Origin of the sequence: Nitrosomonas ureae, from assembly GCF_900206265.1 — a bacterium.
GTDB classification, from domain to species: Bacteria; Pseudomonadota; Gammaproteobacteria; order Burkholderiales; family Nitrosomonadaceae; genus Nitrosomonas; species Nitrosomonas ureae_C.
Genome location: NZ_LT907782.1, coordinates 69,179 through 93,419, shown reverse-complemented (window position 1 = coordinate 93,419; position 24,241 = coordinate 69,179). Strand labels below are relative to the sequence as shown.

The 24,241-nt window shown below is 39.8% G+C and carries 24 protein-coding genes and 2 pseudogenes; 5 read left to right on the top strand and 21 right to left on the bottom strand.

The window, feature by feature from the left end; all coding sequences use genetic code 11:
* Positions 1-208: 208 nt before the first annotated feature.
* From CPG39_RS00430 to CPG39_RS00365, 15 genes and pseudogenes are all read right to left on the bottom strand, one after another.
* Positions 209-1,299, bottom strand: a protein-coding gene (locus CPG39_RS00430) for an IS3 family transposase (RefSeq protein WP_096291527.1) whose coding sequence is annotated in 2 segments (ribosomal slippage) — positions 209-1,038 and positions 1,038-1,299 — 1,092 coding nt in all. Because the reading frame shifts where the segments join, the coding sequence is not laid out codon by codon here.
* Positions 1,300-1,527: 228 nt separating this feature from the next.
* Positions 1,528-2,049, bottom strand: coding sequence for a transposase (locus tag CPG39_RS00425; RefSeq protein WP_231990455.1), 522 nt, complete (start codon positions 2,047-2,049; stop codon positions 1,528-1,530).
* Positions 2,050-2,258: 209 nt separating this feature from the next.
* Complete coding sequence (locus CPG39_RS00420; RefSeq protein WP_231990335.1) at positions 2,259-3,083, bottom strand: sulfotransferase domain-containing protein; 825 nt, start codon at positions 3,081-3,083, stop codon at positions 2,259-2,261.
* A 138-nt stretch (positions 3,084-3,221) separates the two neighbouring features.
* Positions 3,222-4,364, bottom strand: coding sequence for a glycoside hydrolase (locus CPG39_RS00415; protein ID WP_096291537.1), 1,143 nt, complete (start codon positions 4,362-4,364; stop codon positions 3,222-3,224).
* A 278-nt stretch (positions 4,365-4,642) separates the two neighbouring features.
* The gene (locus tag CPG39_RS00410; RefSeq protein WP_096291536.1) at positions 4,643-5,530 is read right to left on the bottom strand and encodes a sulfotransferase family protein; all 888 of its coding nucleotides are present in this window, start codon (positions 5,528-5,530) and stop codon (positions 4,643-4,645) included.
* A gap of 40 nt (positions 5,531-5,570) precedes the next feature.
* The gene (locus CPG39_RS00405) at positions 5,571-6,290 is read right to left on the bottom strand and encodes a sulfotransferase family protein (RefSeq protein WP_096291535.1); all 720 of its coding nucleotides are present in this window, start codon (positions 6,288-6,290) and stop codon (positions 5,571-5,573) included.
* Positions 6,291-6,482: 192 nt separating this feature from the next.
* The gene (locus tag CPG39_RS00400) at positions 6,483-7,988 is read right to left on the bottom strand and encodes a hypothetical protein (RefSeq protein WP_096291534.1); all 1,506 of its coding nucleotides are present in this window, start codon (positions 7,986-7,988) and stop codon (positions 6,483-6,485) included.
* A gap of 250 nt (positions 7,989-8,238) precedes the next feature.
* The gene (epsI, locus tag CPG39_RS00395) at positions 8,239-8,925 is read right to left on the bottom strand and encodes an exosortase-associated protein EpsI, B-type (RefSeq protein ID WP_096291533.1); all 687 of its coding nucleotides are present in this window, start codon (positions 8,923-8,925) and stop codon (positions 8,239-8,241) included.
* A gap of 59 nt (positions 8,926-8,984) precedes the next feature.
* A pseudogene (locus CPG39_RS14970) lies at positions 8,985-9,326 on the bottom strand (IS1595 family transposase); the annotation flags it as partial.
* 48 nt (positions 9,327-9,374) lie between these two features.
* Positions 9,375-9,757 (bottom strand): annotated as a pseudogene (locus CPG39_RS14965) (IS1595 family transposase); the annotation flags it as partial.
* Between the two features lie 147 nt (positions 9,758-9,904).
* Positions 9,905-10,795 carry an exosortase B gene (gene xrtB / locus CPG39_RS00385; RefSeq protein ID WP_096291532.1) on the bottom strand — a complete coding sequence of 297 codons (891 nt, stop codon included), beginning with the start codon at positions 10,793-10,795 and terminating at the stop codon, positions 9,905-9,907.
* 18 nt (positions 10,796-10,813) lie between these two features.
* Entirely contained in the window at positions 10,814-11,719 is a 906-nt protein-coding gene (gene epsG, locus CPG39_RS00380; RefSeq protein ID WP_096291531.1) for a chain length determinant protein tyrosine kinase EpsG, read from the bottom strand.
* A 29-nt stretch (positions 11,720-11,748) separates the two neighbouring features.
* Positions 11,749-13,113 carry a chain length determinant protein EpsF gene (epsF, locus tag CPG39_RS00375; RefSeq protein WP_096291530.1) on the bottom strand — a complete coding sequence of 455 codons (1,365 nt, stop codon included), beginning with the start codon at positions 13,111-13,113 and terminating at the stop codon, positions 11,749-11,751.
* Between the two features lie 184 nt (positions 13,114-13,297).
* Positions 13,298-14,113 (bottom strand): polysaccharide export protein EpsE, encoded by an 816-nt coding sequence (gene epsE / locus CPG39_RS00370; RefSeq protein ID WP_096291529.1) that lies wholly within the window; start codon positions 14,111-14,113, stop codon positions 13,298-13,300.
* Positions 14,114-14,154: 41 nt separating this feature from the next.
* A complete protein-coding gene (locus tag CPG39_RS00365; RefSeq protein WP_096291528.1) occupies positions 14,155-15,123 on the bottom strand; it encodes an EpsD family peptidyl-prolyl cis-trans isomerase in 969 nt (322 codons plus the stop codon).
* Between the two features lie 602 nt (positions 15,124-15,725).
* Between CPG39_RS00365 and CPG39_RS00360 the strand changes: the two genes are divergently transcribed.
* Together CPG39_RS00360 and CPG39_RS00355 are read left to right on the top strand one after the other, a co-directional pair.
* Positions 15,726-16,816 (top strand): IS3 family transposase gene (locus CPG39_RS00360; RefSeq protein ID WP_096291527.1). Its coding sequence is split into 2 segments (ribosomal slippage): positions 15,726-15,987 and positions 15,987-16,816, totalling 1,092 coding nucleotides; the frame shifts between segments, so codons are not numbered across the junction.
* A gap of 312 nt (positions 16,817-17,128) precedes the next feature.
* Entirely contained in the window at positions 17,129-17,440 is a 312-nt protein-coding gene (locus CPG39_RS00355; RefSeq protein WP_013647250.1) for a cupin domain-containing protein, read from the top strand.
* Between the two features lie 97 nt (positions 17,441-17,537).
* On the opposite strand, the gene rpmE is transcribed toward CPG39_RS00355, so the two are convergent.
* A complete protein-coding gene (gene rpmE, locus CPG39_RS00350; RefSeq protein ID WP_013647249.1) occupies positions 17,538-17,738 on the bottom strand; it encodes a 50S ribosomal protein L31 in 201 nt (66 codons plus the stop codon).
* A 203-nt stretch (positions 17,739-17,941) separates the two neighbouring features.
* Between rpmE and CPG39_RS00345 the strand changes: the two genes are divergently transcribed.
* The 3 genes from CPG39_RS00345 (at position 17,942) to CPG39_RS00335 (ending at position 20,052) form a co-directional block, all read left to right on the top strand.
* The gene (locus tag CPG39_RS00345) at positions 17,942-18,499 is read left to right on the top strand and encodes a transposase (protein ID WP_172424059.1); all 558 of its coding nucleotides are present in this window, start codon (positions 17,942-17,944) and stop codon (positions 18,497-18,499) included.
* Between the two features lie 10 nt (positions 18,500-18,509).
* Positions 18,510-18,908 (top strand): transposase, encoded by a 399-nt coding sequence (locus tag CPG39_RS00340; RefSeq protein WP_231990454.1) that lies wholly within the window; start codon positions 18,510-18,512, stop codon positions 18,906-18,908.
* A gap of 53 nt (positions 18,909-18,961) precedes the next feature.
* Positions 18,962-20,052 (top strand): IS3 family transposase gene (locus tag CPG39_RS00335; RefSeq protein ID WP_096291524.1). Its coding sequence is split into 2 segments (ribosomal slippage): positions 18,962-19,223 and positions 19,223-20,052, totalling 1,092 coding nucleotides; the frame shifts between segments, so codons are not numbered across the junction.
* 395 nt (positions 20,053-20,447) lie between these two features.
* Here CPG39_RS00335 and CPG39_RS14615 read toward each other — a convergent pair.
* The 5 genes from CPG39_RS14615 to CPG39_RS00315 are packed head-to-tail and all read right to left on the bottom strand — an operon-like array spanning position 20,448 to position 24,176.
* Positions 20,448-20,777, bottom strand: coding sequence for a response regulator transcription factor (locus tag CPG39_RS14615; protein WP_231990334.1), 330 nt, complete (start codon positions 20,775-20,777; stop codon positions 20,448-20,450).
* A 27-nt stretch (positions 20,778-20,804) separates the two neighbouring features.
* Positions 20,805-21,080, bottom strand: a complete 276-nt coding sequence (locus CPG39_RS14610) for a response regulator (protein ID WP_231990333.1) — start codon at positions 21,078-21,080, stop codon at positions 20,805-20,807.
* A complete protein-coding gene (locus CPG39_RS00325) occupies positions 21,073-22,527 on the bottom strand; it encodes a response regulator (protein ID WP_096291523.1) in 1,455 nt (484 codons plus the stop codon). Before CPG39_RS00325 ends, CPG39_RS14610 begins: the two co-directional genes overlap by 8 nt.
* A 6-nt stretch (positions 22,528-22,533) precedes the next feature.
* Complete coding sequence (locus CPG39_RS00320; protein WP_096291522.1) at positions 22,534-22,980, bottom strand: response regulator; 447 nt, start codon at positions 22,978-22,980, stop codon at positions 22,534-22,536.
* 5 nt (positions 22,981-22,985) lie between these two features.
* The gene (locus CPG39_RS00315) at positions 22,986-24,176 is read right to left on the bottom strand and encodes a sensor histidine kinase (RefSeq protein WP_231990332.1); all 1,191 of its coding nucleotides are present in this window, start codon (positions 24,174-24,176) and stop codon (positions 22,986-22,988) included.
* Positions 24,177-24,241: the final 65 nt, after the last annotated feature.

The following is a 24,241-nucleotide window of genomic DNA, read 5'->3' as shown; positions in this document are numbered from 1 at the left end:
TTGAGGTAAAAAAGTTAGGTATTTGTTAATTTACTTCGATTTAATTTTACACATGCGGTCAAGCTACACTATTTTTAATAGTAAATCAGTTTCCTAGAGAGCCGCTGAGCAATTAGCGGTTTCCAGATTTTTCGGTACTACTACCAGTTTTTTGAACACGGATTCGCGGGGTAATCCCCCCATTATTAACCGAAGTTAAAAGTAGAGGTTAATGCGCTAACTGAGCGAGCTTTTGTTTTGGTGTTATTCCTCCAATGGCCGTATTAGGCTGTTCATGATTATAGGTCCACAACCATTTTGTTGCATAGTCCTGAACTTCGGCGATTGACTCAAAGCAGTGCTGGCTTAACCAGTCATAACGTACGGTTCTGTTGTAACGTTCAATGTAGGCGTTTTGCTGAGGTTTGCCGGGCTGTATGAATTCCAGCTGTATGCCGTTCTTTGCCGCCCAGGCAGAGAGTAAGCCGCTGATGTACTCAGGGCCGTTGTCACAGCGAATCCGCTTTGGCTTGCCGCGCCATTCGATCAGGCGATCCAGCGTGCGTATGACGCGCCCTGCAGGTAAGGAGAAATCCACCTCTATTCCCAATCCTTCACGATTGCAGTCGTCCAGTATATTGAGTAACCGAAAGCTGCGGCCATCTTCCAATTGGTCATACATGAAATCCATTGACCAGGTTTCATTGATGGTTAACGGTACCGCCAGCACTTCCGGCTTGTCACGTTTGAGCCGCTTTCTCGGCTTGATCCGCATGTTCAGTTCCAACTCCCGGTAAATACGATAAACACGCTTGTGGTTCCAGAAAAAACCTTTTACATTGCGTAAGTACAGAAAGCATAAACCAAACCCCCAGTTTCGCTGATTGTGCGTCAACCGCAGCAGCCAATCGGCAATGATACGGTTATCAGCATTGAGCCTGGCTTGATAACGGTAACATGTTTCGCTGATATCATAGATCTCACACGCCAGGCGGATACTGATCCTTTTTTGCTTAACAACCTGTTTAGCCATGTCGCGCCGCTGCCAGGGCGCTACCACTTTTTTTCGAGGGCTTCCTTACGTAGCTCGGATTTTAACCGTTCCTCAGCATACATCTTTTTCAACCAGCGATTCTCTTCTTCAAGTTCCTTGAGTCGGGCTATCATTGATGCATCCATACCGCCGTATTTGCTGCGCCATTTGTAAAATGTCGCATTACTCATACCGTGTTCACGGCACAATTCAGGCACCGGCACTCCTCCCTCGGCCTGTTTGAGTATCGCCATGATCTGGCTGTCACTGAATTTCGATTTCTTCATTGCAGAATCTCCTGTCTATATAAATTACAAGAAAATTCTACTTCTGACTCCTGTTATTTTCTGGGGGGATTACCGCGGCACTTTATTCTTCAGCGGCAATTTGCCGCCGAATTTCCCCCGTTTCCGCTCATCGTCTGCCGCCGGGGTATTTTGAGCGGCCTTATTCCTCAACTGGTCAGCAGTCGCCTGCAGGTTGGCCAAACAGTATATTCACCTGGACAGCATTCTTCATCTGTCCGCGGTGCGGGTCCGGGTGAATCCAAACTGTCGTGCCCCGCGTTTGTATTCATCACTGGTGTAGCCCGTATCGCCAAAAGTAACCTCGTCTTCCACCCACAGCTGCTTGGACAGGATGTTGATATCGGCTTCATTGGCAGCGGCAATTTCAACCGTATGCGCCGCTCTGGAATCCACGTCTGCCCCAGCATGCACTTTCATGCCAAAGTGCCCGTGCTTCCCCTTCTTCGTCTGATGCATTTCAGGATCACGCGCCCGTTCCCGTTTCTTGGTCGAACTTGGAGTATGAATGAGTGTGGCGTCCACTATGGTACCTTTGGAAACCAACGGTCTCTGAGCCTTGATCGCCTCAAACAATACCAATACCACCGTCAATAGGTGCCCCTCCAAAAGATGCGGGAAATTCAGTATCGTGGTCTCGTCCGGCAGAGCATCGGTAACTCCGCTGAATCCCGCAAAGCGCTGTGAGCTATCGATCTTGTACAAGGCATCTTCCATCTGCCGGTCAGGCAGATGGAACCCATTCTGCAGACAATAGATGCGAAGATTGGCATGACATGGTGTATTAAAAAATTATCAGAAAACACGATTATCCCAAACTTCTGGATTTGTTCAGCGATTCCTTGGCTCAATTTAAGAGAATCACTATTAATCTATATACAGGCACAGAAAACCCTTCAGGGAAATATGGAATATCTATTACATCCTTTGTCGTCAAACAGCTATATTGCTTGATTTTTGGGCTTTTTAACTTTTAACCAGTCTGATAGATCAAGATGCAAAATATCTTGTACACGTGAAATATCATCCCGATAAAATTTCAGCCATTGTTGCTGCACATCCATTGATAATACTTTTGCAGGCGCAAGATTCTTATCTCTAATTCGCGCAAGACGGTTTCTGATAAAAGGTGGGGTATATTGACGTAACCCAGGTATACGCTTCAATGCACTCAACCCATGATGTAACCATGGCAACTTGGGGGTACCGCCGGGGTTGAATCTATAATCAGTATTCACCTGAAAATTTGAATCGGCACCTATAAAGCTAAATAGTTCGGACATCAGTGTTTGTGGATCATTGATAAGATCATCAAACAATACAAATTTAAGTTGTTTGTTATCAAAAACTTGCTGATAACTTTGTATTGCATTGGCATACAAGCTAGCTCTAACCCAAAAAGCGTCTTCAGAAAACGCTTCCTCGGGTGATTTTGTTTCCTTCCCTGAGCGAAGTCGCATTAGATAATGCGAATAAGCTCTTCCCACCGGATTCCGTAAACATGCAATCATTTTAATCGTCGGCACTATTTCTTTCATTTTCTGCAAAGCAACAGAGCTATATAAATAATAAGGGGAAACTTCTCCCTTAATTTGATCAACCCTAGCAGCATCAAATAGCGATTCATATTCGGAAAGACTGGTTACCATAAACTGCTGACGATTCATTTCAGCATGTACTTTATTTTTTGAATCAAAAGCAAAGAAATTCGGCTCTTTTACTTTGGTCATAAAAACACTAGGATGCTGGCTAAAATAATGATGCAACGAAGTCGATCCCGCTTTAAATGCGCCAATTACTACGAAGTCAGGTAACATTAGTAGCTCTCATGTAGTTAGTTAATAATTTATATCAACAAATTTCTTTGAATTGGCATTCGACTAAAGCAAAAAACTTTTCTATTTTTAATCAACACAAGAAGTATAGGCCTTAGGGCAAACCGAGCTCAAGCCACCAAAAGGGTCTTTCACTATATCAGGTTCATTTAGTAGCTCAAGTACTTTGGAATAATATTTCGGATTACGCGTCCAGAAAATATAATTGGATTTCAGATTATCTCGTGCAAAAGCAAAAATCTCTGAAATAGTTGGTACATTACCGGCACCATCATTTCGAGTATTCATATAATTTTTATGCATCACTTGAGGAGCCAAAGGTATAATTCCTGAAAGTTCTGGATAAAAATGATATATACCTCTTGGTGCATTCCGCATATTGCGATTCAATCCTGGTTCATCTTTAAAAACATCCGGACCACTTAATGCTGTTCCCATTTCTTTTAGTTTTCCCACGAATGACTTCAAAATTGAGTGCGGATAATTCACCTCCTGGATCGTCATTGTGTTTGGAAAATATGACCGCATTTTCTGATGAACGCTAAGTAAATTATCATAAAACTTGGACATCTGATGAGCAGGCTGAGAAACAATCGGTTCTCCATACGCAGTTTCTATCATACCGATACCCTCAAAATATGGATGAGAGTTGTAACGCTCTCCCATTACCCTAAATAGCTCTACTAAACGATCATGTACTTGTGAATTCCACAGAGCAAGGTTATATCCTCTTGGCGCCATGCTGCCGTAACTTCTATAAGCAAATGCACCACCATCGTATTCACTTGCTTTTAAGTAATCTGGTACAAGTTCTCCTGTTGGAACAAATGATTTTGTTTGTACTTGAATGACAAGTCGCTTTCCTATTGCTGCAAGATCAGCAAGCCTTTGATCAATTGATGTAAAGTCATACACTCCTTTTGTTGTTTCTAATTCTGCCCAAAAATAACGAATTTGGATACCCCGCAATGCTGGTGTTGCGTTAAGCTCCTTATATACTTGTGCCATATATTTAGGGTCATTTTTGCCAAGACCTAAAATCGTACAGTAATGTCCTGGATGCCATTTTACTGGATTAGCCATCAGATCGTGACTAAACAAGAAAATATTTATAGTAAAAAACAATACAATCCAAACAGAATGCTGCTTTTGTTTAATCGAGCTTGGGAGATTAAATTCAATTAATTTGATTATGGCACTCGTGACGTTCATAGGTAATTTAAAGTGTTATATATAGTTTTATCTTGGTAGCGCTCGAATCGAGAGCTACACAAAATAAACTGATAGCCATGCTATGCTCTACTCTGGAAAATCGGTAACATCTTATAAGAAAATATATGCCACAAGTTATAATTACACACTTCTTAAACGACTTCATCCAGTATCACGACCATAGCAAGATTTAATTTAACTGAATTCTATTGAACTTAGCAAATTACTTTTAACATAAAAAGAAGCCGCTTATCAGTTAAACAAAACTTTCATTCAAGTCATTGTAATTGATTCATACTCGATTTGTTTTGCAGCGCCAACCAACTCTCCCAAGGTAACTTCTCTAAGTTAAGTTGACACAACAATTCGTTCATATCATCGGCTAATACATCTTGCAAATGCTTTCGTGTATCTTCACGCATCGGCGGAATAACTTCACGTAATTGGATTTGATTATGATTCTGACGTAAATTTCGGATTAAATCATTATTCTTAACCGCCTCGACGATTCTTTTTCCACCTGCATATCGACCAATCTTACCCAACCGCTTGAGAAATAAATCTAATTTTGCATTTTTAACAACCACGCTTTCATTCACTCTTTTTTCTAAAAACCAAGATTGATGATTCTCATTAATTCCTAAGAAACGGTATAAATTACGTGCTTGCATCTGAGGGTTATCGCGAATATCTTCTTGAAAAATTGCTAGCACTTGATTTTTTGGAAAAACTTCAAACCAGCGAGCGAGGTGCCGGGCGTAGCGTGACTGTTCTATATACATTGGATTATTGGCTAATCCATCTTCAAAACTTAATTTTTGACCTGTAAGATAACCTTGCCTAACTACGTGCAAATGATTCGAGTAGGCACGTTCGATAGGATCTCGCAGCAATAGCACGATCCGCATTGCCGAATTGTATAGAAAAACGCGACTAGGTGTATCGCTATCAGCAAAATACGAAGGTGAAATTTCTCCTTTGACACTTACTGTACTCGTATCTCCTACTTGTTTCTCATACCACTGATAACCACGACCGTAATAAGTTGAAAAAAAATCACTTTCCTTGCCTTGATATATCGCTACTTCCGGGTGATCTGATAGAACACGATGGACCCATGTTGATGCGCATTTCTGTGCACCAACACCTATAAAATTGATTTTCATATTTAATTATTCTAGAAAATATACGATATCTACATGTTAATTAATGGTCAAATGAATAACCAAACAACTCAATATCGCGTGAGTACAATTTAGCCACCACCTCAGCACTAGCATCATTGTAATAGCTACGATAATCCCCTTTCTGAGTGTGATTAATTTTTAATAAATTAGTCGATATTCCCAATCTGTCACCTAATATCTCAAAATCGCTCTCCAAGGTTTCGAACCTACCAATAAAATCTACATCGACCTTGCCGTTCTTATCGACCACATATTCCCACTGTGGAATAAAATGTAAAATGCGGTAAATGTCAGAAGATGTTAATCCATGGATAATAAAATCCTGGAAACTATCAAATTTATCCAGATATCCATGCGCCCATGCTTTATCCTGTTCAGTTAAGCCTCCTTTCTTTAAAAAAACATACGCAGATACTAATCGATCCCAAGGGTTACGTACAAAAGCAAACTTAAAATATTTTTTATAACACTCAACCCCAAATATCACTTGATAAGTTCGTGCTGTGAGATGTCCTCCACCTAAACAACCGAAGAGCGCTTGGCAAACTGATATCCCGGCAGTCTTAGGGATGTGTATAAAAATACAATGCAAGTCATCGTAAGGTTTTAGGGAATAACCATCGCTACTGACCTGCAATCTTAGTGTTTTGTATTGTCTTCGCCGAGTATATCCTTTAATATCTTGGCGTACCCCGAAAGGAATAATTTTTTCGTAAGCCTCTTTGAGCCATCCTTGCATCAAAATTTCCTTAAAAATTATTATAAAAATATATTTTATTTTTAAACATAACTTAATGAACACCCACACTCTTATCGAGTGTTCTTTCAATATTTAAAACCCTTCTTGTAATTTAAGATTAAGCTGAAAGAATCAGGCAATTGCATTTCCCATCGAATATTTTTAAACTTCTCATATAATTCAACGAATTACTTACTTACTTAAGAATCTTGACCAATAAGCAGCCTGACCTAACATCAACATCATAAGAAACTGGATCGGGTTGGAATACAAATGAAAATTCTTGTAAGGCATCGTTAAAACCAACAATAACAGTCCTACTGTGCCTATCCTTAGAAAAATACGATGAATTTCTGGAATAACATCATTATCAGCAGCGCGTTCCGAAGCTTTTGCTCCTAATAATAATATAAAGAGAAAAACCAAATGTCCCAAAATACCTATCTCCCATAATAATATAAGCGATGAAGATGTATTTATCTTATATGGAAAACGATCCACTAACTCGCCTACCCCGATTCTGCTTTCATAAGTTGCACCCATACCATAACCGAATAAACTGTGTTGTAGATCACCACTACCGATATTAATATTCCACCAACTTAGTAAAAGATTTACACGACCCAATTCACGACCATCATATGTCTGAGCCTCAGGATCTATTGCTCGCATCACTCGATCATACGTTGAAGTAACCTGATTCTGCTTGAAGGTATGAGTAGAGACATCTCCATAGTGCAGTTTCTCATAAAATGTAAATAAAACTCCGACTAATAAAACAGCTCCTATTATGACGATAATTGACTCTACAGGCCGTTTCAATAGTTCTCTACGATAATACAAGCCTATAACAATCGGCAGCAACATAACTGCTGCTTTAACTTCTGCTAAGCCTAGTGTAAAAAGCCCAAACAATACAACTAAAGCCATTCTTAAACCATTAAGTTTTCCTTCGCGCCACAATGCAATTGCAGTTAACATTGCAATCAACAACATAATAGCCATTGCGGCACTATCTCCCCCACCTTCTATAACCCCATGAAATGTGCCTATTACAGCATCCCATCGGGACGTTCGCGTACTACTTGGAACTACAAAAAAATATTGATAAATCGCCATCGGGAATTGTAAAACTGCTACAATCATAAGCGCTTTCCATAGTTGCATTATCATTTTATCGGTTATTAAGCCAAACATAATAACCAGCATTAATGGCCACATTAGAAGATAATACCGTGATGCATTTATAAATTCAGAAAAATGAGGTTGGTCAATGGCAGTAGAAAAAAATACCAGCAAAACCAAGACAATGGGACCCATAAGATCACCAGAGAATGAAACTGACTTTATACCCGTTTTAGCACGTAACAAATGAAGCAATAAAGGCAACAATAGTGCTGCACTCACCAATACCGTAAACCACTGAAGCTGTGAAAAACGGATAAAATAAGCACTGGGTCCGGTAATCAGAAATGCTCCCCAAAATAATATCCAGACCGTCCAAGCAACTGGTGCAGCAAGAATAAAAAAAACGCCATACAAAACCAGCAAAGGAACCAGAAAAATTATGTTACCAGATGCGGCAAGTATGCCACTAAGAATTGATAAAACCAGTACGCTAAATACCAGCAAGGTAAAAATTAATGTCTTAGAGTCTAGATTATTAAACAATCTGGATGATGATATTTCTGCTTTCATAATAAAAAGCTCTGCCTGATCTCACCTAATTAGTGTTATATACATGAGGGCTTGGCCAGTTTCGCAAGCACACTGCTTTAGTCTTATTTGCTTCAATTAAGAAATCGCACATTGTTGTCAAGCCTGTTGTGCAAAAAAACTCTTATATTCTGCACTTATATTCCCCAATAATGAACACGAATTTATAGAATCGGACCTGCTTGACTTTAGTATGTTTCTAGAGTACCCACACATCATTGACAAATTGCCATTATGTCTGGAAAGTACCTATTAATCTTACTCTCTGATTAACATTAACAGCTAACAATAAATCTTGAATAAAAATAGCTTGAAGCTGATAAGCCACGTCATTATTATTATCTATAGAAGAAATTCTCACCAAAATACCGTCTGGAATACTCCCTGTCAAACCGTAACGTAATTGCTGCAGCTTTTGATCAAACCCGGGTAGAACAGCTCTATTACCAACTGTAACCCAATATGTAATAGGCTCATTTCGATTACCTTTAGTGGCCAGCAAACGCTTAATTGGTAATTTTCCATATTGAGTGAGTAGTTCCCCAGGAAAAATATTTTTTATCTCGAAACCCTGAGCGTAGTAGCATACTTCGGGTTTATGTATCGACAAACTATCACTCTGATCCCCTCCATAAGCCACTGAAAGCATAATCCGTTCACCTTGAGAATTAACATAAGTTCTAGCTAATGTTTGGTTATAGATTTTGTCAAGTTTAGCCTGAGTTTCGGCATCTACCTGGAGTGGAACAATTGTTCTATCGATTTTCCAATCTCCAAATCTGTCAGGAATCATCATTTCGAGATTAATTTTTTCCTGCTGATCAGCAATCTTCTGGGTAGGAGTTAAAGCCATTGTCAAAGCACCAGACGAGATCATCAATACTCCAATTAATATGTTAACTACCAGAGATTTATGCATTAATATTCTCCTTACTTATTAGCGTCTTAAATTCCATAAAGACTACAAAACAGTATGCTCTATACCATTCTCAGTTTGGCATGAGTATGTGTCAAACATGCATTGAGGAGTCTAGAGAGTAATTCGGCTTCTCATGCTCTTCTGTCAAAACGATAACAAAATTCATTCAGATACTTCTTGTAAGTATTTTTACGATACCCCCATGGTGTTTCCAAGCAACAGTGCTTAAGATTACCAATCGCAGTATGTACCCAGCGTAACCATTCTCCAGCTTTATGGGATAGCGTCACTCAGCATCATATCCTGAGTTCTTCCGATCTCAGCCAGTGAGTGCAATGCATCACTAAGCACTCGTTGATCAGGCGAGAGATGTCGTTTTACAAATTGCGATACCGTTTCCTAGTTAAGGCCTGAAAATTACTAAATGACAATAAACCCAGCACATTTTCCCCAGTCTGTCGCCCTCCTATCAGTGCATCGTCAATTTCAGTCAATTCTTCTAACTGAGAGATGCTATCCTGGCATTCCATGACGATTCAAATTTTGCGCAACATCCGACTGACCGTAATCCACGATACATTAAACTACTTTAATAAACATAACGCAGAAATACCGCCTTTATCTGAAGCTAACAGATAAATTACCCAAAACCACTTAACCAACGATAGATTGGTCGAATGAAACAATGTTTCTGCAGTCAGCGACGTTTGCTTATGGCAACAACTCCATTCCCGAATGTAACAGGCTGTTATGGCATAACCATGATCATGCCCACAGCTCAGGCAGAGAAATCCTCTTATCCAGATTGCTGAAATAATGCTTGGACACTGATCTTCTCCGTTCCGTAATGCTTTTGCTACTCCAACACATTCAGTTCCTTACTTTTCTCACTTACTCTCTTATCCTGTTGAGCTTGCAGCTTAAGGCAAATTAAGCTGAAATTGATTCATAGGTACAAAAAAATAAGACAATATTAGAACTAAATATTTCTTACTGGTGAAATCACGTTGACATGCTGTGTTCGCGAAAAATACTGCAACAATCCATCTACCCCAAGAATCAATATTAATGCACTAATAAATAAGACCATACCAGCAAATCCATGAAGAAAGCCTTGTCCTGCCGCGTCACCATAATGATAAGTAATTAAAGTAAGAACAATAACGCGAATAACATTAGCTGTAAAAGAAATGGGTATGATAAGAATAGCCAGTGCTACATTCCGAAAAACCGAAGTATGATGCACTAGATTCAAATAAAATAAGCCTAATGCTTCCAAAGTTAGCAATGTTTGTAGTCCCGCACAAGCATCAGCCACAAGAAGTTGATACTGTCCAATTTGCAAAACTACACCATTTCTCGCGATGGGATAATTTGCCCAGAACAAAATATTCTCTGCCACATACGAAACAGCCATCTTCATTGGCATAGTAAAGAAACTAACTATTGCACCGGGCAACGGAATCATAAATAATAAAAAAAATAACGGAAACCACATGATTTTGAGTGCAACATAACCCAGCTTAATAAGCAGGATTGCTGCTAAAATTAGAATAAAAGAACCAATCTCTAGTATTAATATCTGTTGAGAGCCGCCAACGATGTAAAAAATAAGAGCGACCAGAAGAATTATCCATCCGAAAGCTGAGGCTGATTGACCATCACTCTTTTTCATCATTGTTTTCCACTTTCGAAGTATAAGCCACAATGAAAGTATCAAAATAATCGGTCCATGAGCTTGTTCCTCATTTGTCCATATCCCATTCATCAGACTATAAAAAGTGGGAATATATAAAGCCAATCCTCCTAGAATGATAGGCCACCAGTCTAGAATCTCCGATTTGAGGCTTTTAAATTGATATACAGGCATGGATAAATAAATTATCTACTAAAAATCAATTAGTACTGAACCTACAACCTCAGTGCCACTGTATTTGAGTTGTTCACTCATAGCGTTGATATCAGTCAAGCGAGTATTGTTCTTGTGTGCAACTATTAGTGCGCCATCTGTACGAGCGGCAATAGCAAGTGCATCAACTCCGTTAGAAAATGCTAAAGTATCATAGAGAATAACATCGTATTGACTCGCAAGTTGATTGTTCATTTCGTCGAATGACGAACGATTAAGAAGCTCCAAAGGATTTGGTGGTAGCGTGCCTGCAGGCAACACCGAAAGATCAACAAATGAATCTATTTTAGCAATAACCTCTGAAACATTAGCACGAGCAACGAGTATATCAGACAAACCTTGCTTATTTTTCAGATTAAAAATCTCATGCTGTTGCGGACAACGTAAATTAGCATCAATTAATAATGTCCGCTCACCAAGCTGAGAAAATACCACCGCAAGATTTGCGGCAAAAAGACTCGCCCCTTCGTTCGGGTTACAACTAATTATCGCTAGCGCTTTACGTTCAAAAGTGAACCAACGTAACATTAATTGACTTCTCACTGCACGAAAAACTTCAACTTGAGCACCAAACGGCTGATATGCAACCACTAACTCCGGCGGGTGACTCCCTTGTCCAGGTAACAAATAGGGATAATCAAATTGTTGTGCTAATACTAACTGGATATCCGCCTCGGTTATTAAACCTAACTTTATGGCTGCATCACCAAAGCGTAAGCCGCTTTCTTTCTGCAAGCGTAATACACGCTCAGCTTCAACAGGCGTAATTTTCCCCATATCTAGCAAAATGTGCCCAATGCTAAACTTACGTACAGAAGTTGCATTTGTAGTAATAAAACTGGAATCGTTCAGCTTCTTTGTTTCTAAAGAATCTGGAATGCTCATCTTGTTTCCTTTAAAGCTTTCTGAATCATTCATCGTAGCAAACGAGGCAATTCTAATTGTAAGCGTCTTTCTTTCGGAATGCCGCGCTTTATAATACCCAATACAGGAGCATGGAGAACTTCGACTAGATCTTCTGCCGAGCGAACTCGTCGATCAATCATTTCTGCAAGCAATCCTGCCCCTACTCCCAGTAAAGTTCCCAAAAATGCTGATAAAGTCAAATTGAGTAATATTTTAGGACTATCTGGCTTATCTGGAGTTTTTGCTGTGTCAAGTATAGAAACACTCGATAAATTGGATTGTCCTTCAAGATTAGTTTGATTTAAACGTTGCATCGCACTGTTATACGCCTGCTGCGCACCATCCACTTCTCTTTCAAGAATTTGAAGTTCATCTCTTGAACGGTTTAATGTCAGCACTTTTGTTTTCTGCTCTTCAAGAGCCTTACGAATCTCAGCTTCCTGATGGATTGCGCTTCTATCAGTAAAGCTTATGTGCCTACTTAGCTCAGATCTAAGTTTGTCAACTTCTGCTTTTGCTCCTATATAGCTAGGATGATTTTTACCTAGTTTTTGAGCAATATCAGAGAACCTTGATTCAGCTTGCGACAAATTGATTTTAAGATTGTTAATTACCGCATTTCTAGCAACACTATGTGCCTCGCCACTCCGATTACCGTCTTCTTGTTTTGATTCTGCACCAATCAGATCTGCTTGTGCCGCCACCAATTGACTAGCCAGATCATTCAATCGTTTTGTTTCAACATCAAGCCGAAAATCTGCATCAATAATTCCATGTGAGTGTTGATATTGAGTTAGTTTTTTTTGTGCAATCTCCAATCTATCACGTAATACATTAAGCTGATCAGTAAAATAAGTTGCTGCCTTTTGTGAAGGCTCAACTGTAAGGCGTATGCTAATTTCTTGATATGCATTTGCAAAAGCATTAGCAATAACAGAAGTAAAGGCAGGATCAGTACCTTTAAAACTTATACGAATCACACTACTATCACGTGATGTCTCAATTTCCAGATTCTTAAGGAGCAAAGCAGCCAACCATTCGCGCATTCCCAACGAAGAATTGCTTTGTTTGTGTTGACTCACAACAGCTTCATTCTGATCAAGTCGTAGTTGATCAACTACCATCAATGCAGTTCTTGAGCTTTTAATAATGTCTAATTGTGTCGCCATGTAACCTGTAATTTGCTGTGGTGACATTATCAATCCCGTTACAGGATCCGCCCCCTTATGGGTAAGTACCATCACCGCTGTTGACTTATAGCTCTTTGACATTAACAAGCTAACCAATAAAGTGGTTGACATTGTCACAACAAGTGTTAAGAGTATCAGTGTACGGCGGGCTAAAATAATAAGAAAAAATCGAGAAAAATCCATGCGTACAATCCTATTTCTAACCTCAATAAAGCACCCCGCCGCAAGCAGCGGGGTATTAACTGCGCTCTACAATCTGCTGGTTTTCAACCAGCTTTCGCCCCAAGGGGGCGGGGAATTAAACCCGCAGAGATTAAACTTACACTGTGTACTTCACAGCACAAATCGAAAAATCCTGAAGCAAATATCAAAACAGACTTTCTTTTATATAAATTACATCGTCAGGCTCTACCAAATCGCTCGATTTAACAGTTAGAATTTGCAGATTCCCCCCTACCCCGCGACGCTGAATCCGCAAACCACGTTCAGTTCCTCGTTGAGTTAATCCACCCCCCACAGACAACGCTTGCATAACTGTCATATTACGCTCAAGCTTGTATACTCCAGCACGTTGTACTTCACCATAAATATAAAAACGAGGGGCTCTTTCAACATAGACAAGATCATCACTTCGTATGTTCAAATCACGATTTAAATCGCCAGACCGAATCATCTCCAAAACATCGATTACATCTTTAACATATTTACTACCATTCGAACGAATTAAAGTAATCTGTTCTGCCCCATCAGGAATAATCCCTCCTGCCATAGCCAGAATTTCGGTCAACCTGCGTTTACCCTCAATTGGATATCGCCCTTGGTTACGCACATAGCCAAGTACAGATACCATTTGACTTTGTAACGAAGCAGTAATGATGTTTACTTGTGGCTTACGTAAAATATCTTTACTCTCAAGCAGCTTAACTATTTTTCTTTCAGTTTCAGAAGGTGTTAGTCCATCAACAAATATTTCACCTAATAGAGGAAAAGTTATATTTCCAGCCTCACTTACTTTCACTTCAGTAGTCATATCTGGCTGACCAAATACAAATATTTTTAATGTATCTCCGGGTCCCAATACGCTTTCTTTTTTTTCTCCATTAGCTGCAGTAGCGATGCCAGTTATCCAGAGTAGTACCATAAACACAATCAATAGCCACCCTTTCTTCATAATATTTTCCATGTACTTATCCTTAATTTGTCCTATATCCAACAGCTAAATGTTTATTTTAGCCCTGAAATACCCCGCTCAATTACTCCTTCAGAAATTGTTCCAGATGGATTGTCAATATTACCCAAAGTTTCTGGAAAAATTTTTAATGACTGATTCTCCGATTTCTCTATATTAGTGGGTTCTGGTGTTTTCGCATTTAGATATTCAATTTTTGCTGAAGTACGTAAACGTGTAATTTCAGCATCTGTTGCTTCTTTATATTTTTGATTGATCAAAAATCTTTCAATTTGTGGTGCCGCAGCAGTCTCTGAAACTGAATTATCTTTAATTGCATTAACTGAAATCAAGATACTTTTTTCTTGCTCATTGATGATATAAATAGTGTCTTTACTTTTTTCACGCAACATTAAAACTAATTGTAACGGTAGATCAGCACTACTTCGGGTTGCCAGGGTACGAAAATATTGGATTTTATTTTTATCAAGCCAAGTTACAACCTCTTCGATAGATTTTGCTGCATCTATTACTCTCTTTAACTCCTCACTGACATCACTAGTTGCAATTCGTACGGTAGTCAAATCAAATTGCTTGCGCTGTGCAAACAACTCTGGATTTTTCTGGAAATAATCTTCAATCTCAGCTTTAGATGGTTTTGCGATCTTACTGATAATTCCCTGTAAATATGCTTGTGCAATCACTTGGGCATTCGCACGCTCCCGTGCCTGCATCACTTCAGGTGTACGATCAAGCTTATTCCTTATAGCTTCGTCAACTATCAATTGACGAGCAATGAGCGATTCCAATAATTGTTCGCGCGCACTCTCATATTGATCAGCCCGGATATTACTCCGCCTTATTTCATCGTTAAGTTGAAGCATAGTAATCTCAGAACCATTAACACTTACTATTGATTGCCCAGATTTTTTTGTGTTAGATTCTTTATCGCAAGCAGTAAGAGTGAGAACGGTAATAAACACTAGTCCTATTATCGAAATCATTCTTATGTGTGCTAATACCATAGTGCTTTCCTCTTCATTATGATGACAATTTCAATCAAACTGCTCTCTATATATATCCCTAAATAATACAAGCTATACCGTAACAAGATTAAATTAAATTGAAGTTAAAACAATTAACTATAATATTAGAAAGATCAAAAACTATTTCAAGCTAAGCCTAGCTACGACAATTCAATTTAAAACTTTAACATTCAAGTCGCGACCTTACCAAAAATACAAATATTTATTATAAATCATATACATATTAATAAACTTAAAGAAAAAATTTAAATAATCATCTCCTCTTAAGTACATACACGATATTAATTTGTACTTCTTATCTTTTAATCCTTCACATCAAGAAAGGTAAATTTGAATACAAAGATTAATCTCAACTAACTAACAGCATCTTACATCAAATTTCATTATGAGTTAGTACATACCTCTATTCTGATACTCTTAAGAAATGTTAAATTAATAAACAATCTAACTATTACACCTTATTTTGTTCTTTATATTTAGAATATGTGACAGATAAGCAGATGAACTGGTAATCCCCCCAGAAAATAACAGGAGTCAGAAGTAGAATTTTCTTGTAATTTATATAGACAGGAGATTCTGCAATGAAGAAATCGAAATTCAGTGACAGCCAGATCATGGCGATACTCAAACAGGCCGAGGGAGGAGTGCCGGTGCCTGAATTGTGCCGTGAACACGGTATGAGTAATGCGACATTTTACAAATGGCGCAGCAAATACGGCGGTATGGATGCATCAATGATAGCCCGACTCAAGGAACTTGAAGAAGAGAATCGCTGGTTGAAAAAGATGTATGCTGAGGAACGGTTAAAATCCGAGCTACGTAAGGAAGCCCTCGAAAAAAAGTGGTAGCGCCCTGGCAGCGGCGCGACATGGCTAAACAGGTTGTTAAGCAAAAAAGGATCAGTATCCGCCTGGCGTGTGAGATCTATGATATCAGCGAAACATGTTACCGTTATCAAGCCAGGCTCAATGCTGATAACCGTATCATTGCCGATTGGCTGCTGCGGTTGACGCACAATCAGCGAAACTGGGGGTTTGGTTTATGCTTTCTGTACTTACGCAATGTAAAAGGTTTTTTCTGGAACCACAAGCGTGTTTATCGTATTTACCGGGAGTTGGAACTGAACATGCGGATCAAGCCGAGAAAGCGGCTCAAACGTGACAAGCCGGAAGTGCTGGCGGTACCGTTAACCATCAATGAAACCTGGTCAATGGATTTCATGTATGACCAACTGGAAGATGGCCGCAGCTTTCGGTTACTCAATATACTGGACGACTGCAATCGTGAAGGATTGGGAATAGAGGTGGATTTCTCCTTACCTGCAGGGCGCGTCATACGCACGCTGGATCGCCTGATCGAATGGCGCGGCAAGCCAAAGCGGATTCGCTGTGACAACGGCCCTGAGTACATCAGCGGCTTACTCTCTGCCTGGGCGGCAAAGAACGGCATACAACTGGAATTCATACAGCCCGGCAAACCTCAGCAAAACGCCTACATTGAACGTTACAACAGAACCGTACGTTATGACTGGTTAAGCCAGCACTGCTTTGAGTCAATCGCCGAAGTTCAGGACTATGCAACAAAATGGTTGTGGACCTATAATCATGAACAGCCTAATACGGCCATTGGAGGAATAACACCAAAACAAAAGCTCGCTCAGTTAGCGCATTAACCTCTACTTTTAACTTCGGTTAATAATGGGGGGATTACCAGCTAAAGAAAACACGAGCAATATTTTTTCTAATACTTAGAATAAAGCACCCCGCCGCAAGCAGCGGGGTATTAACTGCGCTCTACAATCTGCTGGTTTTCAACCAGCTTTCGCCCCAAGGGGGCGGGGAATTAAACCCGCAGAGATTCAAATAAAACAAATACTAGAGAATGTTTAGATCGGCTCGCAATTTAAGCACCTATTACTGTGAGGTTACTGCACTACGAGCCATTACAATTTTTTGAACCACCTTGTTTTATTGATCAAACGAGAATGAAATCACAAAATATTTTCTCAAAAATTCCTAAAAATTTGAAGTGTGAAATTTTTGAGCCTTTAATCAACGATGATACGATAATAATTGAAAGAATTATTTCAAAAGGTCAACAATCATCGTCTTGGTGTGATCAGAAAAAGAATGAATGGGTGATAGTTCTCAAAGGAGAAGCCATAATTACTTTTGAGGATCAAACTTCTGTGCAACTTAAAGAAGGAGATTTTATCAATATCCCCGCCCATAAAAAGCACAGGGTCTCATGGACAAATCCAGAAAACGAAACTATCTGGCTCGCCGTTCATTATTGATGAAAATATATACCGAAACCAAGCGTTTAGTATCTTCAGCCAATATAGCTGAAGATACTGGCTTATTAACGTTAAGTATCAACAGTTATTTAGATCACTATTTATTGTATTTTTGGCGAAATTTCTCAACTCTACCAGCAGTATCAACAATTTTTTGTTTACCCGTATAAAATGGATGACAAAGTGAACATACTTCAATAGCTAAAGGTTTATTCATAGTCGAGCGCGTGTTAAAAACATTACCACAACTGCAAGTTACAGTTATTTCATGATAATCTGGATGAATCTCTGCTTTCATTACTAATATCCTTAAATTATTCAGCTCCCAAGGGAAACCAAAAAATCGTAATTATCCTTTAATGTGTGTATCGGTGCAACTATCAGTCTTTCCCCATATAGAAACAAATGCTTTAATATGAGACCTTTGCGCGGTTACAATCCTGGAGCAATGGATCGGATGATATAATTTATATTTTGAAACAATGAATTGAAGCGATGGTCATGAGTTTTTCGGAATATGATGTAACCCGCCGCACGCGGAAAGGGAATTTCCTGAAGCAGATTGATCAATTGATAGACTGGAATTCGATAGAGAAAGCGATCACAGTCCATTACGCACCGGTATTGGATGCAGCGGGCCGTCCGGCGTATCCGGGTTTGCTGCTGTTCAAGATGCTGCTGGTAGGAATCTGGAACGGCGGTTTAAGCGATGAGTCGGTGGAAGACATGGCGAACTCGAATCTGCACGTGATGCGCTTTCTGGGACTGTCACTGGAAGACGATGTGCCGGATCATTCCGTGCTGTCGCGCTTTCGAACCCGGCTGACGGGAGCGGGCGCTTGGGATGGATTGTTAACACGGATAAATGAGCAAATACAAATGTACGACATTATGGTCATGAAAGGCAATCATATTGATGCGAGCATTACGCAGAGTCCGCGTAAACTTAAAGCCAGGCCTGCTTATGAAGTGGTGAGTGATCGGGAAGAACGGGATGATGAAGCGGATGCCCGGACAGCGTGCAAGTCGTTGAAGCGACCCAGCTACGGTAGTCGATGACAATGGTTTGGTGCTGGTGGTTGAAACTACCGTGGCCAATTGCCATGATAGCAAGCCACTGCTGGATTTGCTCGACAAAGCCAATATCCAGCCGGGAGTCCGTGTTCACGCCGACAGGGCGTATAGCAGCCAGAAACATCGCGTTGCGCTGAAATCACGCGGCATTAAAAACGGCATTCAGGATAAAGCCGCGAAGCACAACCCGTTGACGCGCCGGCAGTTATGGCGCAATCACCTGATCGCGAAAGCGCGGTATGGGGTAGAGCGCACCTTCGGCAGCCAGGCAAGCTGGTTCAATGCCAAAATCCTGCGTTACCGTGGTCTGGCCAAAGCGCATGCCTGGCATCTGCTCCTGGCGATGGCGTATAACTTGAAAAGGCTGCCCAAAGGTAATCTCCCCAGAAAATAACAGGAGTCAGAAGTAGAATTTTCTTGTAATTTATATAGACAGGAGATTCTGCAATGAAGAAATCGAAATTCAGTGACAGCCAGATCATGGCGATACTCAAACAGGCCGAGGGAGGAGTGCCGGTGCCTGAATTGTGCCGTGAACACGGTATGAGTAATGCGACATTTTACAAATGGCGCAGCAAATACGGCGGTATGGATGCATCAATGATAGCCCGACTCAAGGAACTTGAAGAAGAGAATCGCTGGTTGAAAAAGATGTATGCTGAGGAACGGTTAAAATCCGAGCTACGTAAGGAAGCCCTCGAAAAAAAGTGGTAGCGCCCTGGCAGCGGCGCGACATGGCTAAACAGGTTGTTAAGCAAAAAAGGATCAGTATCCGCCTGGCGTGTGAGATCTATGATATCAGCGAAACATGTTACCGTTATCAAGCCAGGCTCAATGCTGATAACCGTATCATTGCCGATTGGCTGCTGCGGTTGACGCACAATCAGCGAAACTGGGGGTTTGGTTTATGCTTTCTGTACTTACACAATGTAAAAGGTTTTTTCTGGAACCACAAGCGTGTTTATCGTATTTACCGGGAGTTGGAACTGAACATGCGGATCAAGCCGAGAAAGCGGCTCAAACGTGACAAGCCGGAAGTGCTGGCGGTACCGTTAACCATCAATGAAACCTGGTCAATGGATTTCATGTATGACCAATTGGAAGATGGCCGCAGCTTTCGGTTACTCAATATACTGGACGACTGCAATCGTGAAGGATTGGGAATAGAGGTGGATTTCTCCTTACCTGCAGGGCGCGTCATACGCACGCTGGATCGCCTGATCGAATGGCGCGGCAAGCCAAAGCGGATTCGCTGTGACAACGGCCCTGAGTACATCAGCGGCTTACTCTCTGCCTGGGCGGCAAAGAACGGCATACAACTGGAATTCATACAGCCCGGCAAACCTCAGCAAAACGCCTACATTGAACGTTACAACAGAACCGTACGTTATGACTGGTTAAGCCAGCACTGCTTTGAGTCAATCGCCGAAGTTCAGGACTATGCAACAAAATGGTTGTGGACCTATAATCATGAACAGCCTAATACGGCCATTGGAGGAATAACACCAAAACAAAAGCTCGCTCAGTTAGCGCATTAACCTCTACTTTTAACTTCGGTTAATAATGGGGGGATTACCCAAACACTTCGCCGATCGCCGATTAATCACGCAAACATAGGGATTGGGATATTGCGTCTTCTTGATCGGGAATGCCCGGTTTAGAGTGATTATTCCCTGCTCATTTGTAGAAAAATGGCTAAAAATCACACTGCCATATAAAGATAAACCCAGAATTTCATCAAAATAAAAAATCGCGTATTTTTGTAAAGGTCTCAATATGATAGTCATCATGATTGCAAAATACAAAACTGATCCTGAGCAAATCACATTCTCGAAAACAATCTAATATATTAAGCAAGAAACACTTCCGCTACATCGAAAGGAGCAGGAAATCAGTCCGAAAGAGATTAAATACATATATATAATACTATTTCCTACTCAATTAGCCTGTGCTGAATTGCGTATCGAACCAGTTGTGCATTATTTTTCATACGCATCTTTTCCAGAAGACGTGAACGATAAGTACTAACGGTTTTGACACTGAGAGACAGTTTATTGGCTATAGAGGTTAAAGATTCTCCAGAGACGATAAGTTTAAAAACATGAAATTCCCGGTCTGAGAATGTGGTATGTATCAATTTCTCTGAATTTATGAGCGGAGTAAACAAAAGTTTTTCTGCCAGCTCTGGATTAACATATTTACCACCATTAGCAAGACGACGAACTACATTAATAAGTTGATCGGTCGGACTATCTTTTGTCATATATCCCGATGCTCCTGAACGAATCGCTCAGATCGCATATTCTTCCTCGGGATACATGCTAAGAACCAATACATATGAAGGTAAATTTGCAGATGAAATTCGTTTTAAAACCTCCAATCCATTCATATCAGGAAGGTTAATATCCAATAGAGCAATGTCCCAATTGTATTCCTTCGCCTTTTTTATAGTATCTTTGCCATTAATCGCTTCTGCAACAACTTTAATATCATCCGTTTCACTGAAAATCCGTTTAAGCCCATCACGAAATAATGCGTGATCATCTGCAATCAGCACCTTAACCATTGATTGATTCCTCAACACATGTTACTAAAGCGAGTGGTATTCTAAGTATTGCGACACTACCTTGTGACGCTATACCCGATATTTCAAACTCACCGCCAAATTGTTGCGTTCTTTCATACATGCTGATAATTCCAAATGATTGAGGATTTAGTATTTGCAATTTTGTAATGCCAACACCATTATCCTTAATCGTAATAATAATATTATCTTCGTCCTCAACAAGCTCTACATCAACTTTGGTTGCATTCGAGTGCCGGGTAATGTTGATAAATACTTCCTGAATAATTCTAAAAATAGCTGTTTCGTAACTTTTGTTATGACAAGATAAATTCGATATTGTTGATTCCAATATGCAATCAATTTTTGTTCGCTGCTCCAATTCACGCACGAGCCACTCAATTGCACCCAATAGCCCTAAGTTATCCAGTACATTGGGACGTAAATTTACTGAAACTCGACGTGCGGTTTCTATAGCTTCACCCGTTAATTGATATAATAATTTGATTCGTTCGTGCATTGGCTCCGCGGTTATTTTTTTTGAAAGCCAATCTAGATCCATCTTTAGAACAGTTAAAGTCCCCCCGAGAACATCATGTATTTCACGACCAATCCTGGTTCTTTCTTCTTCTCGTATGTCTTGTAAATGCGCAGCCAATTGATGTAAATTCTCAATCATCTGTTTACGTTCAGTAATGTCTTCGATCATACATAAATAACATATTTCATTACTCGCAATTGCCTCAAACGGCACAATAGAAATTTTAATCCAGATAACTGAAATATCCTGATGCAGAATTCTTTTTTCTATTTTGCAATCAACCAGCCCGCTATTTAAGAAGCTTTCAATATCATCATGATAAGACTGCAAATCATCTGGATGAATAATATCCGCATGACTGATATTGATAAGCTCATCCATATGCCTACCTACAATAGATGCATACTTTGGATTCACATCATAGTATCTTCCGGTATGCAAATTAACCAATGCAATGCCCAAAGGGGCTTTCTCAAAAATGGTTTGAAATCTTTTCTGCGCCTTCCTGTTACTTTCCTCGATACGCTGTCTCTCAATTGAATAGCGAATCACTCGTGCAAGCACACCTTCAGTAAGACTGCCCTTCACGAGATAGTCTTGGGCACCGGCTTTTATTGCTTTGATCGCAAGCTTTTCATCATCCCTAAAAGATAAGACAGCAATGGGTGTGCTTATCGCATGTTCCCTCAATTGCTTTATCGTTGTAATCCCGTCGCTATCGGGCAAAGTCAGATCTGACAAAATCAGATCAAAAGATTTTTTGTGAATTAACTCTATCGCAGAACTTAATCGCTCTACATGAGTCACCGCTATCTGATCACCCATTGCTTGTTGCAAATCACTCTCTACCAGTATTGCATCAGTTTCATTATCTTCAATTAGTAAGATATGAATCTTAGGTATGATCATTGCACATTAAGGCTCATTGAGTATTGAGGTAAAAAACCAATAATATTGGATCGTTTTGGCTATTTTTATACAACCATCAAAATCAGCTGATTTTTTGATATAACCATTCGCATAACTCCGGTATGCGGATCTGACATCCTCTTTAGTTGTAGAGGAAGTATAAATGATGACAGGTATGCTTCTCAAATCAAGATCATCTTTGAGTTCTTTTAGTACTTCTAATCCGCTTTTTCTCGGCATATTCAAATCCAGCAAAATAATATTTGGGCGAGGAACATGACTATATTGCCCTTGCTGTTTTAAAAACTCTAATGCATACACACCATCTTCTGCTACATACACCTCACAATTTTCACCACATAAAGCAAAAGCTTCTTTAATCAACAAAACATCAGTAGGATTGTCGTCAATCATCAGAATGGTATTGGATTCAATACTATTTTTATGGCGCATTGCATTTATTCTATTTTAGGTATGGTGAAATAAAACGATGAACCTACATTGAGTTCTGAACTAGCCCATATCTTTCCCCCATGATGTTCTACCACTTTTTTACATATTGCCAAACCAATCCCAGTACCTGCATAGTCATTGCGACTATGCAACCGCTGAAATACTCGAAAAATCCGCTTTAGGTATTGTTTCTCGATACCGATTCCATTATCCGATATCAAAAAAATCCATTCATCTTGCTTTTCTTCCACTCCAATATGTATTTGGGGTGGTTGAGCCCTTTGAAATTTAAGCGCATTATTGATTAGATTGGTAAACAGCTGAATAAACTGGAAATGAATTCCTTTAACAACGGGAAGATGATCATGCGTAATGATTGCACTACATTCGCTGATGGTAATAAATAAATCCGCTTCCACATTATTTAACAATTGTTCACAATCTATTTCTATGAAGTCTTGACTTGCATTCGCCTGAGCATAGGTCAACAAATCGTCGATAAGCTGCTGCATACGCTCAGTACCGGCAACTGCATGCGAAATCAAATTATTCGCACGCTGATCCAATTGTGTGTAGCAGTATTTTTTGAGCAATTGAACAAAGCTATTAATAGCCCTAAGTGGCTCTTGCAGATCATGAGTAACAACATATGCGAATTGTTCCAACTCATCGTTTGATCGCGCCAATTCTATAACTTGTTTCTCCATTTTTTGTTCCAGTTGCTTATATTCGGTTACTTCATTCAATATTGAAGCATATTGATACGGCAATCCAACATCATCAAGAAAAGGCACAATTGTTGTAGCAACCCAATAATAAGTTCCATCCTTAGCGCGATTCTTAATTTCTCCTTTCCATGTTTCGCCTTTCGTAATTGTGCTCCATAAGCTAAAGAAAAACTCTTTGGAGTGATGACCAGAATTAATAATTCGATGATCTTGACCGATTAATTCTTCGAATGAATATTTTGAGACAGTACAAAATCTTTCATTGACATAATTTATTATTCCCAAATTATCCGTAATTGCTATGATCACATGCCTATCAAATACTCTTTCAATCACTCTAGCTGCATCCAGAAGTACTTTTTTATCCAATTGCTGATTCCGTTCCAACCATGAACCAAGATCAACTGCTATGTTCGGTAGAAAAATTGGATCCTCATTTTCCATCAAAGATATAATGGATTGATCCATACAGTGGACTCCTATCTGTCCTCGAATTTTGCCATTCGTGATTATCGAAATAGAAAACCTATGCT

Coding starts and splice junctions, on each gene's coding strand:
- epsI (WP_096291533.1), bottom strand. CDS start 8,925: ATGCATAAATCTCTGGTAGTTAACATATTAATTGGAGTATTGATGATC.
- CPG39_RS00315 (WP_231990332.1), bottom strand. CDS start 24,176: ATGGATCAATCCATTATATCTTTGATGGAAAATGAGGATCCAATTTTT.
- epsF (WP_096291530.1), bottom strand. CDS start 13,113: ATGGATTTTTCTCGATTTTTTCTTATTATTTTAGCCCGCCGTACACTG.
- CPG39_RS00415 (WP_096291537.1), bottom strand. CDS start 4,364: ATGAACGTCACGAGTGCCATAATCAAATTAATTGAATTTAATCTCCCA.
- epsG (WP_096291531.1), bottom strand. CDS start 11,719: ATGAGCATTCCAGATTCTTTAGAAACAAAGAAGCTGAACGATTCCAGT.
- CPG39_RS00355 (WP_013647250.1), top strand. CDS start 17,129: ATGAAATCACAAAATATTTTCTCAAAAATTCCTAAAAATTTGAAGTGT.
- rpmE (WP_013647249.1), bottom strand. CDS start 17,738: ATGAAAGCAGAGATTCATCCAGATTATCATGAAATAACTGTAACTTGC.
- CPG39_RS00410 (WP_096291536.1), bottom strand. CDS start 5,530: ATGAAAATCAATTTTATAGGTGTTGGTGCACAGAAATGCGCATCAACA.
- CPG39_RS00325 (WP_096291523.1), bottom strand. CDS start 22,527: ATGATCATACCTAAGATTCATATCTTACTAATTGAAGATAATGAAACT.
- CPG39_RS14615 (WP_231990334.1), bottom strand. CDS start 20,777: ATGACAAAAGATAGTCCGACCGATCAACTTATTAATGTAGTTCGTCGT.
- CPG39_RS00400 (WP_096291534.1), bottom strand. CDS start 7,988: ATGAAAGCAGAAATATCATCATCCAGATTGTTTAATAATCTAGACTCT.
- xrtB (WP_096291532.1), bottom strand. CDS start 10,795: ATGCCTGTATATCAATTTAAAAGCCTCAAATCGGAGATTCTAGACTGG.
- epsE (WP_096291529.1), bottom strand. CDS start 14,113: ATGGAAAATATTATGAAGAAAGGGTGGCTATTGATTGTGTTTATGGTA.
- CPG39_RS14610 (WP_231990333.1), bottom strand. CDS start 21,080: ATGGTTAAGGTGCTGATTGCAGATGATCACGCATTATTTCGTGATGGG.
- CPG39_RS00405 (WP_096291535.1), bottom strand. CDS start 6,290: ATGCAAGGATGGCTCAAAGAGGCTTACGAAAAAATTATTCCTTTCGGG.
- CPG39_RS00345 (WP_172424059.1), top strand. CDS start 17,942: ATGAGTTTTTCGGAATATGATGTAACCCGCCGCACGCGGAAAGGGAAT.
- CPG39_RS00365 (WP_096291528.1), bottom strand. CDS start 15,123: ATGGTATTAGCACACATAAGAATGATTTCGATAATAGGACTAGTGTTT.
- CPG39_RS00320 (WP_096291522.1), bottom strand. CDS start 22,980: ATGCGCCATAAAAATAGTATTGAATCCAATACCATTCTGATGATTGAC.